Source organism: Desulforamulus aquiferis, assembly GCF_030577015.1.
Lineage (GTDB): Bacteria > Bacillota > Desulfotomaculia > Desulfotomaculales > Desulfotomaculaceae > Desulfotomaculum > Desulfotomaculum aquiferis.
In genome coordinates, this window is sequence record NZ_JARPTC010000026.1 from 1 (window position 1) to 15,757 (window position 15,757).

At 43.3% G+C, this 15,757-nt stretch carries 19 protein-coding genes; 2 read left to right on the plus strand and 17 right to left on the minus strand.

From position 1 onward, the window contains the following. Positions 1-225 (plus strand): hypothetical protein (locus P6N53_RS16575; protein WP_304545164.1); only part of this gene is annotated, 225 nt, incomplete at its 5' end. Here P6N53_RS16575 and P6N53_RS16580 read toward each other — a convergent pair. The 17 genes from P6N53_RS16580 to nadE form a co-directional block, all read right to left on the minus strand. Continuing rightward, on the minus strand, positions 203-1,561 hold the full coding sequence (locus tag P6N53_RS16580; protein WP_304545166.1) for a PFL family protein: 1,359 nt from the start codon (positions 1,559-1,561) through the stop codon (positions 203-205). The two genes, P6N53_RS16575 and P6N53_RS16580, sit on opposite strands and share 23 nt — an antisense overlap. A gap of 24 nt (positions 1,562-1,585) precedes the next feature. Further along, positions 1,586-1,888: an ACT domain-containing protein gene (locus tag P6N53_RS16585; protein WP_304545168.1), complete on the minus strand. Its 303-nt coding sequence runs from the start codon at positions 1,886-1,888 to the stop codon at positions 1,586-1,588. Positions 1,889-2,043: 155 nt separating this feature from the next. Further along, the gene (secF, locus tag P6N53_RS16590) at positions 2,044-2,925 is read right to left on the minus strand and encodes a protein translocase subunit SecF (RefSeq protein ID WP_304545171.1); all 882 of its coding nucleotides are present in this window, start codon (positions 2,923-2,925) and stop codon (positions 2,044-2,046) included. Between the two features lie 12 nt (positions 2,926-2,937). After that, the gene (gene secD / locus P6N53_RS16595; protein WP_304545172.1) at positions 2,938-4,170 is read right to left on the minus strand and encodes a protein translocase subunit SecD; all 1,233 of its coding nucleotides are present in this window, start codon (positions 4,168-4,170) and stop codon (positions 2,938-2,940) included. Positions 4,171-4,258: 88 nt separating this feature from the next. Beyond that, on the minus strand, positions 4,259-4,921 hold the full coding sequence (locus tag P6N53_RS16600) for an HD domain-containing protein (RefSeq protein ID WP_304545173.1): 663 nt from the start codon (positions 4,919-4,921) through the stop codon (positions 4,259-4,261). Between the two features lie 182 nt (positions 4,922-5,103). Then, positions 5,104-5,388 carry a preprotein translocase subunit YajC gene (yajC, locus tag P6N53_RS16605; protein ID WP_304545174.1) on the minus strand — a complete coding sequence of 95 codons (285 nt, stop codon included), beginning with the start codon at positions 5,386-5,388 and terminating at the stop codon, positions 5,104-5,106. 76 nt (positions 5,389-5,464) lie between these two features. Beyond that, entirely contained in the window at positions 5,465-6,577 is a 1,113-nt protein-coding gene (gene tgt / locus P6N53_RS16610) for a tRNA guanosine(34) transglycosylase Tgt (RefSeq protein ID WP_304545175.1), read from the minus strand. 9 nt (positions 6,578-6,586) lie between these two features. Next, entirely contained in the window at positions 6,587-7,612 is a 1,026-nt protein-coding gene (gene queA, locus P6N53_RS16615; protein WP_304545178.1) for a tRNA preQ1(34) S-adenosylmethionine ribosyltransferase-isomerase QueA, read from the minus strand. Positions 7,613-7,631: 19 nt separating this feature from the next. Further along, positions 7,632-9,032, minus strand: coding sequence for a SpoIID/LytB domain-containing protein (locus tag P6N53_RS16620; RefSeq protein WP_304545180.1), 1,401 nt, complete (start codon positions 9,030-9,032; stop codon positions 7,632-7,634). Positions 9,033-9,237: 205 nt separating this feature from the next. Then, positions 9,238-9,462, minus strand: coding sequence for a DUF2905 domain-containing protein (locus P6N53_RS16625; RefSeq protein ID WP_304545182.1), 225 nt, complete (start codon positions 9,460-9,462; stop codon positions 9,238-9,240). A gap of 6 nt (positions 9,463-9,468) precedes the next feature. Further along, positions 9,469-10,026, minus strand: a complete 558-nt coding sequence (locus P6N53_RS16630; RefSeq protein WP_304545183.1) for an epoxyqueuosine reductase QueH — start codon at positions 10,024-10,026, stop codon at positions 9,469-9,471. A gap of 104 nt (positions 10,027-10,130) precedes the next feature. After that, positions 10,131-11,165, minus strand: a complete 1,035-nt coding sequence (gene ruvB / locus P6N53_RS16635) for a Holliday junction branch migration DNA helicase RuvB (protein ID WP_304545185.1) — start codon at positions 11,163-11,165, stop codon at positions 10,131-10,133. A gap of 12 nt (positions 11,166-11,177) precedes the next feature. Next, on the minus strand, positions 11,178-11,774 hold the full coding sequence (ruvA, locus tag P6N53_RS16640; RefSeq protein WP_304545187.1) for a Holliday junction branch migration protein RuvA: 597 nt from the start codon (positions 11,772-11,774) through the stop codon (positions 11,178-11,180). Next, on the minus strand, positions 11,771-12,262 hold the full coding sequence (gene ruvC, locus P6N53_RS16645) for a crossover junction endodeoxyribonuclease RuvC (protein ID WP_304545189.1): 492 nt from the start codon (positions 12,260-12,262) through the stop codon (positions 11,771-11,773). Before ruvC ends, ruvA begins: the two co-directional genes overlap by 4 nt. A 102-nt stretch (positions 12,263-12,364) precedes the next feature. Then, the gene (locus tag P6N53_RS16650) at positions 12,365-12,979 is read right to left on the minus strand and encodes a BofC C-terminal domain-containing protein (protein WP_304545191.1); all 615 of its coding nucleotides are present in this window, start codon (positions 12,977-12,979) and stop codon (positions 12,365-12,367) included. A gap of 78 nt (positions 12,980-13,057) precedes the next feature. Then, positions 13,058-13,789, minus strand: a complete 732-nt coding sequence (locus P6N53_RS16655) for a YebC/PmpR family DNA-binding transcriptional regulator (protein WP_304545193.1) — start codon at positions 13,787-13,789, stop codon at positions 13,058-13,060. Positions 13,790-13,934: 145 nt separating this feature from the next. Then, positions 13,935-14,660, minus strand: a complete 726-nt coding sequence (gene nadE / locus P6N53_RS16660) for an NAD(+) synthase (protein WP_304545195.1) — start codon at positions 14,658-14,660, stop codon at positions 13,935-13,937. A 607-nt stretch (positions 14,661-15,267) separates the two neighbouring features. Here nadE and P6N53_RS16665 point away from each other — a divergent pair. Beyond that, the gene (locus P6N53_RS16665) at positions 15,268-15,756 is read left to right on the plus strand and encodes an NADH-quinone oxidoreductase subunit NuoE family protein (RefSeq protein ID WP_304545218.1); all 489 of its coding nucleotides are present in this window, start codon (positions 15,268-15,270) and stop codon (positions 15,754-15,756) included. Position 15,757 lies beyond the last annotated feature (1 nt).

Below are 15,757 nucleotides of genomic sequence, written 5' to 3' on the forward strand. Positions count from 1 at the left end.
GGGCCGCCTTCGAGTAAACATCGTGTTTACCTCAGGCTTGCCCGGACGTCCATGTCCGGGCACCCATTTTCGCATCCTCAGCTTCGCGAAGCGCTGTTTCCACTGCTCCGAATGTCGCTGTTCGGGATTATTAAAACCCAGTTGTATCTTTTTCAACAATCTGAAGCCCAGAATTTAGAAAAATTCCGGGCTGTTTCTGATTTTAGTTCTTTAAACTTTGGATAGGTGCTGGTATACGTCCACCCCTGGACACAAATTCCACTGCACTAAAGTTTTTCACCGGGATAATGGGTGCATATCCCAGAAGCCCACCAAACTCTACACTATCCCCAACCTTTTTACCAGGTGCAGGAATAATACGTACGGCGGTGGTCTTAAAGTTAACCATACCTATGGCCATTTCATCGGCAATAATGGCTGCAATGGTTTCAGCCGATGTATCTCCAGGAATGGCAACCATATCGAGTCCCACAGAGCATACGCAGGTCATGGCCTCAAGTTTTTCCAGGGTCAGGGCACCACATTCAGCTGCCCGAATCATGCCGGCATCTTCACTGAGGGGTATAAAGGCTCCAGACAGACCTCCAACGTAGGAGGAAGCCATGGCACCGCCCTTTTTCACAGCATCGTTCAACAGAGCCAGGGCTGCGGTGGTTCCATGGGTTCCACAACGTTCTAAGCCCATAGATTCTAACACCTCTGCCACACTATCACCCACAGCCGGGGTAGGGGCCAGGGAAAGATCAACTATGCCAAAGGGAACTCCCAGCTTATTGGCTGCTGCCCGTCCAACCAGTTCGCCCATACGGGTTATTTTAAAGGCTGTCTTCTTTACTGTCTCAGCTAAGGTGCCAAAATCAGCTCCCCTTACCTTATCAACGGCAATTTTTACAACGCCAGGACCGCTCACACCCACATTAATAACGGACTCGGGCTCACCTACACCGTGAAACGCTCCGGCCATAAAGGGGTTGTCTTCAGGAACATTACAAAATACCACCAGCTTTGCACAGGCTAGGCCATCCTTATGGGCTGTTAATTCAGCACATTCCTTGACAACCTTACCCATTAAATAGACTGCATCCATGTTGATCCCGGCATTGGTTGTACCAACATTGACCGAGGAGCAGACTCTCTCTGTTTTAGAAAGGGCCTCAGGAATAGAATTAATTAATATCCTGTCACCCTTGGTAAATCCCTTATGTACTAAGGCTGAGAAACCACCGATGAAGTTTACTCCTACCTCTTTGGCCGCCCGGTCCATGGCCTCTGCAAAGGGAGTATAGTTATCAGCATTACTTGCTTCAGCTATTAATGACATAGGAGTAATGGAAATGCGCTTATTGATAATGGGCATCCCGTACTCCCTTTCAATCTCTTCACCAGTCTTGACTAAATTCCCCGCCAGGCGGGTTATCTTTTCATATATTTTTTGGCAGGATTTTTTATAATCGGAATCTGAACAATCCCTTAAACTAATGCCCATTGTAATGGTTCGTATATCCAGATTCTCTTCCTGCACCATTCTAATAGTTTCAAGAACTTCATTCATGCTGTACATATTAACTGCCCCCTTTGTCACACCTTAAATCCTATGCATATAACGGAATACATCCTCATGCTGGGCATCAATTCTAACCCCCAACTCATTTCCCAGCTGATTTAAGGTTTCTTTCAGAGTACCAAGCTCGATGGAACTATTCACCATATCGGCAACTAGAACCATGGCAAAGAACTCTTGCAAAATGGTTTGGCTAATATCCAAGATATTAACGTTGTTTTCAGCCAAAACACCTGAAACCTTAGCAATAATACCAACACGGTCTTGTCCTATTACCGTTACAATTATACGATTGCCCTGAATTTCAGTGGTAATCTTTTCTAGCATATTAAAATACCTCCTAACTATACTTCCCCTGTACTAAAACCTATTGTTTCCATAGTTATCCTTCAATAACACAAAAGTGGCTGGGTGATTATCAATCAACAGGAACCAGTAATAATAAAAAATTAGCGCAGGGCTGAACCCCGCGCTTAATATGTTTACGCTGGAGATTTTACAGTACGATTTCTTTTCTTACGATTGTTTCTTAAGTCATACCAAAGGGTGCTGGAAATAAAAATTGAAGTGTAGGTCCCTGTAAGAACACCAACCAGAAGTAATGCTACAAAGTTTTGAATGGTATGGCCTCCCAAGAATATTAGGGCTAGCAATACTATTACAACTGTTAAGTTAGTGTTAATGGCACGGCCCATGGTTTGCCATACTGATTTATTAACCAGCTCTGCCAAATCCTCTCGCCTATTAAGGCGGAGGTTCTCCCTAACACGGTCAAAGATAATAATTGTACCGTTAATGGAGTAACCAACAATGGTTAACACTGCTGCCACAAAGAAACTCTCAATTTCAATTTGCAGGAGTGATGCCATACCCACCATCACCAGCACATCGTGTAAAATGGCAGCAATGGCAGCTACACCTTGTAAAAACTCAAAGCGCCAGGATATATATATAACCATTAATATACCGGCAACCCCAAGGGCCAAAAGGGCATCCTTAGTGAGTTCCTTACCAATTACCGGCCCTACCAGCTCATTTCTCAGAACTGTTGCTCCGCCCAATTTTTCACTGACGGCAGAAAAGGCCTGATCACTTTCTTCCTGGGATATTACTTTAGTCCTTATTAAATAAGTGTTTTCCCCACTGCTTTGCACCCTGCTGTCCTGCAGGTTAAATTCAGCCAGTGTGTCACGTACATCTTGAACTGCCACAGGTTGATCAAATCTCAATTCAACGATATTACCACCTGTAAAGTCGATACCCAGATTCAGACCCTGTGTTAACAGGGAACCAACCCCTAGAATAAGAATGGCCAGGGAGATAATATACCAGTTTTTACGTTGCTTTATAACATGAAATAACATATCTTTCCCCCCTTACGCCCCATATAGTTTGGAGTTCTTTATTCCAGTACTAGCTGTGTTATGCAGCATCCACCGGGTAAAGGTAATGGCGGTGAACATGCTGGTTAAAATACCAATCGAAAGGGCCACAGCAAAACTCTTAATGGGGCCAGTTCCAAAGTAGAACAGTACAGCTGCCGCCAACAGAGTTGTTACGTTAGAATCAAGGATGGCCACAAAGGCACGCTTAAAGCCTGAATCGATGGCAGAACGCAGCGTCTTGCCACTCTTAAGCTCTTCCTTAAGACGCTCAAAGATAATGACGTTGGCATCAACTGCCATACCCATGGATAGGATAAAGGCGGCAATGCCCGGCAGTGTCAGTACCACATGCATTCCTGCAAATATAGCCATCACGATAAGTCCATATACAATCAGGGCAAAATTAGCCACTAAACCAGGCAGTCGATACCAGCCAATCATAAAGAAGGCGATGGCAATAATTCCTACGATACCGGCCTTAAGGGACTTGTCCAAGGACTCTGCACCTAGTGTAGGACCGACGGTACGCTTTTCTATAACCTCAGTTTTTAGAGGCAGGGCACCGGATTTTAGTAATACTGCCACTGTGTGGGCCTCAGGCAGGTCTGCATAGCCGGTAATACGTGCTTTACCGCCTGTAATAGGTTCCTGAACCATGGGGTTTTGTAGTACCTGTCCATCAAGAATAATGGCTATCCTTCTACCTACATTGGCAGATGTAGCCTCGGCAAACTTTCTTGTTCCTTCGGCGTTAAGCTCCAAAGCCACTTCCACTTGTCCCGATAAAGAATCCTTTGATTCAATTGCATTTTTCAAGTCAGCACCGGTTAGGATAGTTTGTCCTTCCTCGGTCTTAAACTCTAGAAAAGCAGTCTTTACAATTGAACGAACCGCTTCGTCCGGGTCTTGAATGCCTGCCAGCTCTACAATGATTCTGTTTCTGCCTTCCTGCTGAATAATAGGCTCAGAAACGCCAAAGGCATTTACACGTCGCTCAATGGTTCTTAAAAGCTGATTCATATTATCCTGGTTTACCTCGGCATCGGGTGTGCTTTGGGCTTCCAGGGTAACATGGACACCTCCACGCAAGTCAAGCCCCAGCGGGATGTCTTTGGTAAGCGGCAGCCAACTAACATTGGGTAGTACTGGTTGTACGCTAAATACCGCAATTACGGCAACAGCAATCAAAACTGCAAACAGTCTAAGAACACTGCCCCATCTCATGTCCAATTTTCCCCCTTTTTATACTGCAAATAAACAAAATTAATTATATACCTCCAAAATCAGACTGTCAATTAAGCTATTTTGATGTCTAGAGCAGTTTTGAGCCGTTTATTACTAATTCGAAATTGCAGCCAAGATAGCTGGCCGCCCTCCTGCACAGTATCATTCGTGCAAGGAATATCTCAAAGTACTCCATTACCGGACATATCTCAATATCAATATTCAATTCCATTGTTATGGTTCTTTGGTCATCATTAACAAACACAAAAGCGTGGGAAGCTGCATAATTTACCCTGTCGTGAATATCAAAGGTGGCAAAATCCTGGTTGCGAACCCTGGAACGGTGGACATCTGATTTGTCTGCCACGATCAAAGCCGCCGCCACGGCATTAACAGGATAACCATATTGCTCCTCATGGTTAGCGATGGCGGAAACCACTGTGCAAACCTCTTCCGGAGGCATACCCATATTTAATAGAATAGGAAAAACAATGTTGGCCCCTGAAATACCATGGTCATTGCGGCTTACCACATTACCAATATCATGTAGATAGCCTGCAATGGCAGCCAGTTCGCATTCCCTTTTACTATGACCAAGTTTTTCTAAAATGTTTCGGGCAATGCTGGAAACCAGATTAATATGTCTGTAGCTGTGCTCCGTAAAGCCCATTACCCCCAGGTATTCATTTCCCTTTCTTATACAAGCATCCAGTACAGGATTTGCCTTGATGTCATCAAGGTTTATCGACACTGTAACCATCACCCCTATGACTAGCATAAACACTATAATATAATTTAAAGCAGGAGGTTTCCTACTATTATTACAAATTGCATATAATTAAAGAACTCCTAGACGACAAACGTCTGTATGACAACATTAGTTAACCTTCATACAGACGTTTATTTATTAGTTTAAATGTCAGTAAGTCTTATCTAAGCTTCCTCTGATGATTCGGTAACCTGAGAAATGGCATTCTTTAAGATCTCAATATGAACCTTATCTGCCACCCTGATGATTACAGTTGTATCCTTCATTTTTATAATAGAACCAAGAAGTCCCCCAACAGTTACAATATGATCTCCTACTTTCAATGCATTGATCATGGTGGTATGTTGTTTTTGGCGTTTCTGCTGAGGTCTAATCATTAAGAAATAAAGAATAGCAAATAGAGCAACAATATAAATTATTGAAGCTGTTTGCGGACCGAAAAAATCCAATGCAAAACCCCCCTTTTATATTATAGAATACAAGTTTCTTCCTTCTAACAGTATTTCCCTGCCAGTTGGAGAAAATTTAACCTAAATTAAAATGCTGTAAAAATTCCTGTCTATATTGAAGGAGTCTATCTTGCCTGATTGCATCCTTTATATTTTCCATTAACTGTTGAATAAAATGCAAATTATGTATTGTAGTAAGTCTTATACCCAATATTTCATCTGCTTTAATCAAATGCCTGATATAAGCCCTGGAATAATTTTGGCAGGCATAGCAGTCACACTGCTCGTCCATGGGACGAAAATCCCTGGCAAATTCCGCATTGCGAACCGTTAATTTCCCTTTATGGGTGAATACCGTTCCATTTCGTGCTATCCGGGTGGGCAATACACAGTCAAACATATCTACCCCCCTGATAACCCCTTCAATTAAACAATCCGGTGAACCCACCCCCATTAAATACCTTGGCTTATCCTTGGGCATCAAGGGTATTAAATGATCCAATACATCATACATTAAATCCTTTGGTTCACCCACTGAAAGTCCACCAATGCCATAGCCTGGAAAATCCATTGCTAATAATTCCTTGGCACTTCGCTCCCTTAGATCATTAAATACTCCGCCCTGAATAATACCAAACAGGGCCTGATCCTTTCTGTTATGGACCTTCTTACACCTTTCAGCCCAGCGGGTTGTCCTCTCCAGGGCAGCAATGGCGTATTCCTTATCACAGGGATAGGGGGCACACTCGTCAAAGGCCATGGCAATATCTGCACCCAAAGCTTGTTCAATTTCCATAACCTTTTCAGGGGTAAATAGGTGCTTAGAACCATCAATATGGGATCGGAAGGTAACTCCTTCTTCAGTAATGGTTCTAAGGGGACCCAGGCTAAATACCTGGAAGCCTCCGCTATCGGTTAAAATTGGGCCATGCCAATTCATAAATTTATGCAACCCACCGGCTTCCCTTACCAAGTCATGTCCCGGTCTAAGGTAGAGGTGGTAGGTATTGCTTAGTATTAGCCTACCTCCCGTTTGATGAACCTCTTCGGGGGTCATGGTCTTTACAGTGGCCTGGGTACCAACGGGCATAAAAATAGGGGTTTCAACTTCTCCGTGGGGTGTGCTTAGCTTGCCAAGCCTAGCCCTAGTATATTTTTCTTCTTTTTCTACGGTAATCTTTACTGGCATGGTAGCCTCCTAAATAATAAACATTGCATCTCCAAAACTAAAAAACCTGTATCTTTCAGCCACAGCCAGCCTGTAAGCCTCCAGCATTCTCTCCCTTCCGGCAAAGGCACTTACCAACATAAGGAGAGTTGATTTTGGTAAATGAAAATTTGTAATCAATCCTTCAACCAACTTATATTTATATCCTGGATAAATAAAAATATCAGTCATGCCGGAGCCGGGTATAACTATACCCTCGTTATTGGAGGAGGTTTCCAGACAGCGAACACTGGTGGTGCCCACCGCAATGACCCTGCCTCCTTTTTGTCTGGCATCGTTAATGATACCGGCAGACTCCGGTGTCATTTCGAAAAATTCCTCATGCATTTGGTGATTAGTGATATCCTCAACCTGTACCGGTCTAAAGGTTCCTAGACCTACATGGAGCAGTACATTTGCCAGCTTTACCCCCTTAAGCTTTATTTCTCCAAGTAGTTCGGGGGTAAAATGAAGCCCGGCGGTAGGAGCCGCTGCTGACCCCTCTTGCCGGGCATAAACCGTCTGGTAGCGCTTTTGATCCTCCAGCGGTTTTTTAATGTAAGGTGGCAGCGGCATTGTTCCAATACGCTCCAACACTTGCAAAAAAGGTTCCCGGTAACAAAATTCAATAATTCGTCCACCCGCATCGGTATGGTCAATTATTTCCCCGTCCATCAGACCATTGCCAAAGCTGATTCTATCTCCAACCCTGGCTCTCTTGCCGGGCTTAACCAATGTTTCCCATCTTCTCTCGCTAACCTGCTTTAGCAGTAGTACTTCAATTTTGGCCCCGGTGGAAATCCTGGTGCCAAATATCCTAGCAGGGAGAACCTTGGTATCATTCATTACAAGGACATCCCCGGATTTCAAATAACCGATTAGGTCCTTGAATTGTCTGTGTTCAAAACTGTCCCGATCCTTGTGAACCACTAGAAGCCTGGAATGATCTCTTTTAGCTAAGGGTTCCTGGGCAATTAATTCTTCAGGGAGCTCAAAATCGAAATCTGATAGCTTCAAGAAACAGGTACTCCTTTACCTATAATCCATAATTAGGCAGAATCTTTATGCCTGTATAATAGTATTCCAGTATTTCTCTATAGTTATAACCCTGGGCAGCCATGCCCCTGGCTCCATACTGTGATAATCCAATGCCATGGCCCCAACCGCTACCGGTGATGGTAATGGATGAAAATTTACCCCACTCATCCATTTGCTGCTCAAAGTTGAATAAAGAACTTTTTAATCCCAGAGCGATTCTCACACTATCGGCATTTGATATGTCTAAAGTAAGATCCCCGCCATCATCACTGTAGCCATGTATCTTCATCACCCTTACCCTGGCCCCGGAAGAAGTTCTGGCCACCTCTTCTAATTCATTAACCTTGGAAAAGACTTGAGAAATACCAAGCCTGGCCAACCCCTGATTAACTTGGTAGGTAAGCTGATCAGCAGTGTAATTTACTACCCAGTTATAGTGATTATTATTAGCATCGAAGGGGTCTTCCTTCCACCTTAAATAAGGAAAGAAGTTTCTCCAAATCTCTTCACTATTCTCAGTAAAGCCCCCGCTGGAGGAGAAGAATACAGCGTCTATTGGCTTTCCCTCATAGGTTATAATTTCTCCGGCAGTCTCCTGTATGGCCCTGCTTACTATGGAAGACTCGGCATCAAACCCACCATATACCTGACTGGCATCGGTGGCAACCAGCTGATAATCTTTATTTGGCTGGGCCAATGTAGCCCTTAGGGCATATGTACGAGCTGCCAGGGCTTGTGCTTTAAGAGCCTCATGCCCGAAGGAAGAAGGCATCTCCGATGGCACTACCCCGTAGAGATATTCCTCCACCGGAACTACATTTATGGCCAGCATCTTACCATTGCCATCGATCTTAAATTCCAATTCACCCCGGTACCTTTTGCTCCCACTAGGTCCCTCCAATGTTAGGAGACCTGTCTCACTGGACCCGGATGATATTTGGGACATACCCTGGGAAGAAATTATATTTAAGTTATTTAAATTAGAACCAATATTTGTCACAGTTCCATTGTCAGTCACAGCAAACAATTCAGACCCACTGGCTATGGCAGCACTCTCTGCCGAGTAGATAGTAACAGGCTTGCCGGTAAATTGCCTGACGGCAACAGCAGAGTCAAATATCCCTATCTGAGTGCCATTCTTAATGATGGAAAGGGCATCATTAGATTTTTGTATCTGCCACTGTTCACCGGATTTTACCTCAGATATAACTGTTCCTGTTGATAAGTTAACTAACTGGAAATTAGCATTAGCTCTAAAACCCAAGCTTTCTCCGTTTGTTACCAATCCAATTCTAACCCTATAGTCACCTGTATTTGCAAAGGCTGTACTAGAAATAGAAAACAAAAGTAGCACCATTAAAACAAAAGTAACTAACCTGCTGCCTGACCTATGCTGCATGGCCTAACCTCCTGCATTTGGAAAATAACCTGGCACACATTTACTCAAATACAACTATTCGACATGTTACCCCTTATTCCTTCCCCCAAATTCCATTTCCACCTTTTGAGCCAGGGAGGCTCTTTCGTAGAGTTTTAGTTAGTTGAAATAGGTTTTCATTAACAAAAAGCGAGTCAGGATACCTTCCCTGACTCACTTTACTCATTTAGCGTCTGAACCAAAAACTTAGTACTAGGGTTAATAGGATGCTTAAAATTATGGATGTTGCTACGGGAAAGTAGAAGGTAAAGTTTCCCCTTTGAATGAAGATATCTCCAGGCAGTTTACCTACACCTGGTATACGTCCTGCCAGCAGCAGCAGGCCTCCTACCACTACCATAAGAATCCCCAAAATAACCAGCATTCTGGCCATGGTTTCTAAGGGTGCCATATATTTTTACCTCCCATCGGATTTTGGTCTTACCGGGCGATAGTACCTGTCCTTTTCACTGTAAATACAACCACAATATTGCTGTCTATACATTTCCAGTTCCTTTGATTTTGCTGTGGCCTCTTTAAAGCCTGGGCGAAAATCTTCGTAGTAAAATTCTACATCATACTGTTGACCCAGGGTTTCTCCCAATTCCTTAATTAGCTCGTGTTTTTGAAAGGGACTTACCAAAAGGGTAGTACTAAAGGCATCAAAGTTTCCCTTTTTAGCCATTTGGGCTGTCCTTTTAAGTCTCATATTATAACATAGCTGGCAGCGCCTGATCTCCCGATGTACCACTTCTTGCAGGTATTCCTCCAGCCCATAGTTTTCATCAAAAATCACTTTCCAAGCTTGCTTTTGGGCATAATCTTCCAATTGATCCCTGCGTTTTTTGAACTCTGTATAAGGGTGTATATTGGGATTATAAAAAAGTCCGTAAACATCATAGTCTTTATTTTGCAGGGATTGAAGGGGGTAGATGGAACAGGGACCGCAACAGGTATGCAGTAGCAGCTTCTTCATAAAAATTTCTCCATATTAATTAAAGTAATATAAGCTTTATCAGTATGCACATTTTATTGGGCCGTAATCCTCCATAAATTATATGCTCCTCACTGGTTACCTGCTCAGAAAAGTTTCTCCTGCTCGACCCTCTCTAAAGGGGTTTCCTTTACAGGTAAACCTAGATGCCTATAAGCCTGGGGTGTAACAATTCGGCCCCTTGGTGTCCTGGCCAGAAAGCCAAGCTGCATAAGGAAGGGCTCTAGCACATCCTCTACTGTATCAGGTTCTTCACTGGTGGCAGCTGCTATGGTATCCAAGCCAACCGGTCCTCCATTAAATTTCTCAATTACCGCCCGGAGAAGTCTACGGTCGGTATGGTCTAAACCCAGGGGATCCACCTCAAAGAACTCCAGGGCGTTAATGGACACGTCCAGGGTTATATCTCCCTCTGCACGGACCTGGGCATAATCACGAACCCGCTTTAACAGTCTGTTGGCCACCCTGGGCGTGCCCCTGGAACGGCGGGCTATTTCCTCAGCTCCCTTTGCTTCAATGGAAACATTAAGAATCTGGGCAGCCCTGGTAACTATTTTGGTCAGGTCTTCGGTAGAATAAAACTCCAGACGGCTGATTATACCAAAGCGATCTCTCAAGGGTGAGGCTAACATTCCAGCCCTGGTGGTTGCCCCAATGAGAGTAAACTTGGGTAAATCCAAACGTATTGAACGAGCTCCCGGACCTTTTCCCAGTACAATATCAAGGGCAAAATCCTCCATGGCCGGATAGAGTATTTCCTCCACTGCCCTGCTTAGACGGTGTATCTCATCTATAAACAAAACATCTCCAGGAGATAGATTAGTTAAAATTGCTGCCAAATCCCCCTGGCGCTCTATGGCTGGACCAGAAGTGGTGCGTATATTTACTCCCATTTCATTAGCTATAATGTTGCTAAGGGTTGTTTTTCCAAGACCCGGGGGTCCAAAGAGTAAAACATGGTCCAGAGCTTCTACCCTTTGCCTTGCTGCCTCAATAAATATTGAAATAGTTTCTTTAGCTTTCTGTTGACCAATATATTCATTTAGTTTCCTGGGGCGTAGCCCCATTTCTATATCATTATCTTCAAATTGATTAGAGGGTGAAACCAGCCTATCTGTCATAAAAACCTCCGGTTATCTGGCCGGGGCCAGTTCTTTTAAAGCAGCTTTTATTAAGCTGGCTACATCAGCACCTAAATGCTTATCATTGGCTTTCTTTAGTGCGTCCCTGGCCTCGTTCTGACCATAACCAAGGGTTTGCAGGGCCAGCAGTACTTCATCCTCAGAACCAGTCGGAGAGTTAATTACCTCTATAGTTCCTGCCACAGCCACAGGCCCCTTGAGCTTATCCTTCAGTTCCAGTAATATACGCTGGGCGGTCTTTTTACCCACCCCTGGAACCTTGACCAGTTGATTAACATCACCACAGGCAATTACCGCCTTTAATGCCTCAGGCTTAAGACAGGAAACAACAGCCAAGGCTACCTTTGGCCCAACCCCGGCTACCTCCAGCAAGGAGAGAAAACACTCTAACTCTTCCTCCTGTAAAAATCCATAGAGGGTTATACCATCTTCCCTTACAGCCATGTGGGTAAAATACTTAATCTCTTGGCCCTGGCTCACCGGCTCCGGTTGTGTTGGCACATAAAGTCGGTAGCCCATACCATTTACATCCACCACCGCCCAGCCTAAACCAGTGGCAGCCAGTTTACCTTTAACGTAAGCAATCATCTTAAAAGGCCTCCTCTGTTTGAACTCCAGTGAGCGTGACAAATAGCCACAGCTAGGGCGTCCGCCACATCATCGGGCCTTGGGATTTCATTTAGGGACAAAAGGGTTTTGACCATAAATTGAACCTGCTTCTTTTCAGCCTTACCATAGCCGGTAACAGATTGTTTCACCTGAAGGGGAGTATATTCAGATACTTCAATGCCTGAGTTAGCAGCAGCCAGCATTGCAATACCCCTGGCATGTCCCACAGCCAATGCAGTTCGGGCATTCTTATTGAAAAAGAGTTCCTCCACGGCTACCTGAACGGGTCGGTATTTGACTATTACTTCCATAATACCTTGATATAATAGCTTTAGCCGTAGATCCAGCGAAAGCTCAGGGCCGGTTCTCAAACAGCCGTAATTAATTGGCTTGTATTTATTTCCCACAGACTCCACCACTCCAAAACCAGTAATGGCTGTTCCAGGATCTATACCTAATATAATCATTCCTACCCCCAATTAATAAATACATTGGTAATATTATACTACAAACTGGCGTTCTGTAGATGGGATTAACCAACAAAAAAATAACCCGGGAGGCGGGTCATTTTAATGCATCTCATCCAAGTTTTCCAGCACAGCATTAAGTCTGTCTTCATTTGAAAATTCCAATTCGTATCTTATGTTGGCCTGGGTCTCAGGAGTCATTTGAAAAAAATTCATAGATTGCTGAAGCTTAACCTGGAAACTTGCAGATAATTTTTCCAGGGGCAGATTTTGTTCCACCTTAATCAATTTCTGGTTGTAGCCCACGGGCCCCTGGTAAATGGCCAGTTTATTGTCATAAATGCCTAAATGTCTAAAATCTTTATGATAACTGCAAAAGTCATTAATTTTTCTTTGCACCAATATTTCATCCTGCCTTATATCTACGGAAATACCTGGCCCGGAGAATTTTTCCCTAATTTCTTTTTCCGTACTTATGTTATAGGCACTCAAAGGCTTTTTGGACAATTCCTCAATATTGCCACATATATAAAGATTATCCTCCAAAACCATGGTGGTAGAGGCCAAGCTTGGCTCCACAGGACTGGCAAAAACCTGAAGTATTGCTAGCTTAACATTTGAGCCGTCTTCTGATATTTTACCCCCAATCAATCCACCAACAATTAACAACATGGCCATGAATGCACCTAAGCCCAGCCAGAGCATTTTTTTCAACATACTAACCAACTCCTTCTTAGTTGGTTAGTATTGCCATTTATTTACTTATCTTATACCTGGCCGGTAATCCGGTCATCTTTATTCCTCTGCCTCGAAGTTTGTATAAACAGCCTGTATGTCATCATTATCTTCCAACAGTTCAATCATTTTATTCATCTTCTCAGCCTCTTCACCCAGAAGCTTCACATAGGTTTGAGGTAGCATTGCCAGTTCAGAATGGGCAATGGGAATACCTTGCTGAATCAATGCAGATTTAACCGCCTCAAAGTCACCCGTTGAGGTATTAATCTCAAAGCTATCCTCTTCTACCTTCACATCGTCTGCCCCTGCCTCAAGGGCAACCAGCATTAAATCGTCTTCACTAATACTTGACTCAGAACGTTCAATTACAACTACACCCTTCTCAGAGAACATCCAACTGACACAACCCGTCTCACCAAGGTTGCCACCATGTTTTGAAAGGATATGTCTTACCTCTCCGGCGGTTCGATTGCGGTTGTCTGTGGCAACATAAAGTAGTATGGCAACTCCACCCGGACCATAGCCTTCATAGGCGAACTCTTCAAAATTGGCACCATCGCCGCCCCCTGCTCCCTTTAAGATTGCCCTTTGAATGTTGTCATTGGGCAAATTGGCTTCTTTTGCCTTCTCAATGGCAGTTTTTAGTCTCATATTGCCAGCCGGATCCGGCCCACCGTTTCTGGCTGCAATTATAATTTCTTTAGACAATCTGGTAAAAATCTTTCCCCTTTGGGCATCAATCTTTGCCTTTTTCCTCTTAATGGTTGACCATTTTGAATGTCCCGACATAGCTTAACCCTCTTTCCTTTACGAAGCATTGATAATTTCATATAATCCGCAAAAAAAGCTTGGTTAGCACCTAATGCGCCACCTAGCTTTTCATGTTCATCATTTACAAATTAGCTCTTTGCCGTTCTTAGAGCAATATCACCCTTTATAAATTAGGGGGAATGGGAGGCAAATGTTTTTTATGCTCCCTCTTTCTAGCAAGTTCCTCAATAATGCCCTTTGCTCTTTCGGGACCTTCTCCTGTCATAATGTAATGGTCCAATTCTTTGTAAGTAATGCCCATTTCTTCCTCGTCACAGTGACCAAGCCAAAGTCCAGCAGAGGGAGCTTTGTCAATAATCTGCTGTGGGATTCCTAATTCCTTAGCCAACTCTTTCACCTGGTACTTAACAAGGTTTGCAATTGGCAGCAGGTCAACACCACCATCACCGTACTTAGTAAAGTGACCTACCACTAATTCTGCCCTATTGCCGGTACCAACAACCAGATAGTTATGTCTGGCTGCTAAATAATAGAGAGTTATCATTCTTAACCTTGGCTTAATGTTTGCAATGGTCATGTCACTACTGTAAACATCATAGGGTTCGCCGGTAAAGCGGTTGACAAACCATTCAAAGGGCTCATTTAATAATACTTCTTCATAGGGTATATTCAGTTGCTCAGCTAACAGCTTAGCATCACCCGCATCCTGTGGGCAATTATGACAAGGCATGATTACTCCCAGGACATCACTCGGAAAAGCCCTTTTGCATAAGGCAGCCACACAGGCTGAATCAATACCGCCACTCAAACCAACAACAGCTCCCTTAGCACCGGCCTTTTCAATTTCTTCTTTAATCCATAGTGTCAGCTTGTCTGCTAATCCACTCAATGAAGACAGACCCCCCCGCTAGGCCATTAGTAACTTCATAATATCACATATTTCCCTCAGGGTGCAAACCAAAACAAATTGATTAAAAACTTCACAATTCTGATGTATGTATTTATTTGAATTTTCTATATTGTCTGATTTGATTACTTATTTATACTTGTTTTTATTGCCATACTGTTCTTTCTATTTGTGTAAATTTTTGAACGCTTAAATCAAATTCTGCCATTTCTTTAATTGACAAGTTCTCCACCCGAAGCCTATAATATATTCAGAATCTTTAACTTTTATAAAAAATTGCAACAAAATGTCTGGGATAAGACATTACTTTCTTCAATTATCTTTTATAAGCTTATTATTTCTTTTTATGTGCCACGGTTCACTACTATCATATAATTGACTAACTAATTGTATTATTCTTTAGACATTTGTGCAATTTAATTGTCAGCGTAATTTTTAAGTGTACAGCTTTGTCCTTGCCTAAGAAAGAAAATGAAAAGGGGTGGTGACACAAGTCTCTTGACTGTTTTTGCTGTTAGGTAAGGGTAATGAATTACTGTCTATTAATCTAGGACCTGTAGGGTGTCCCTAAACCAAAGGGGGGTTTATGATGGAAAATACAGATATAAAGTTTCTTAAGTTGCAGCAGATCATCGACAGTCATGAAGGTAAGGTCTCTCACCTAATTGCTATCCTGCAAGAAACTCAAAGTGAATACGGATATCTTCCTAAAGAAGTATTAACTTACATAGCAACAGCCATGAAAATTTCTCCAGCCACCGTTTTAGGAGTGGCAACCTTCTACGCTCAGTTCTCCCTTATACCAAAGGGTAAATATGTTATCCGTGTTTGCGACGGTACTGCTTGTCACGTACGTGGCTCAGAGCCTATCATGATGGCTCTGCGTAAAGAGCTTAGCCTTACCGCCGATAAGCCGACCACCGATGACCTAATGTTCACCGTTGAGACAGTCTCCTGCTTAGGGGCATGTGGCTTAGCCCCCGTAGTTGTGGCTGATGAGGAAGTTCATGGCCAAATGACTGCGGAGGGTATTTTAGAGGTAATGAAAAAATTGGCACCCACTGCCAGTGAAAACTAAG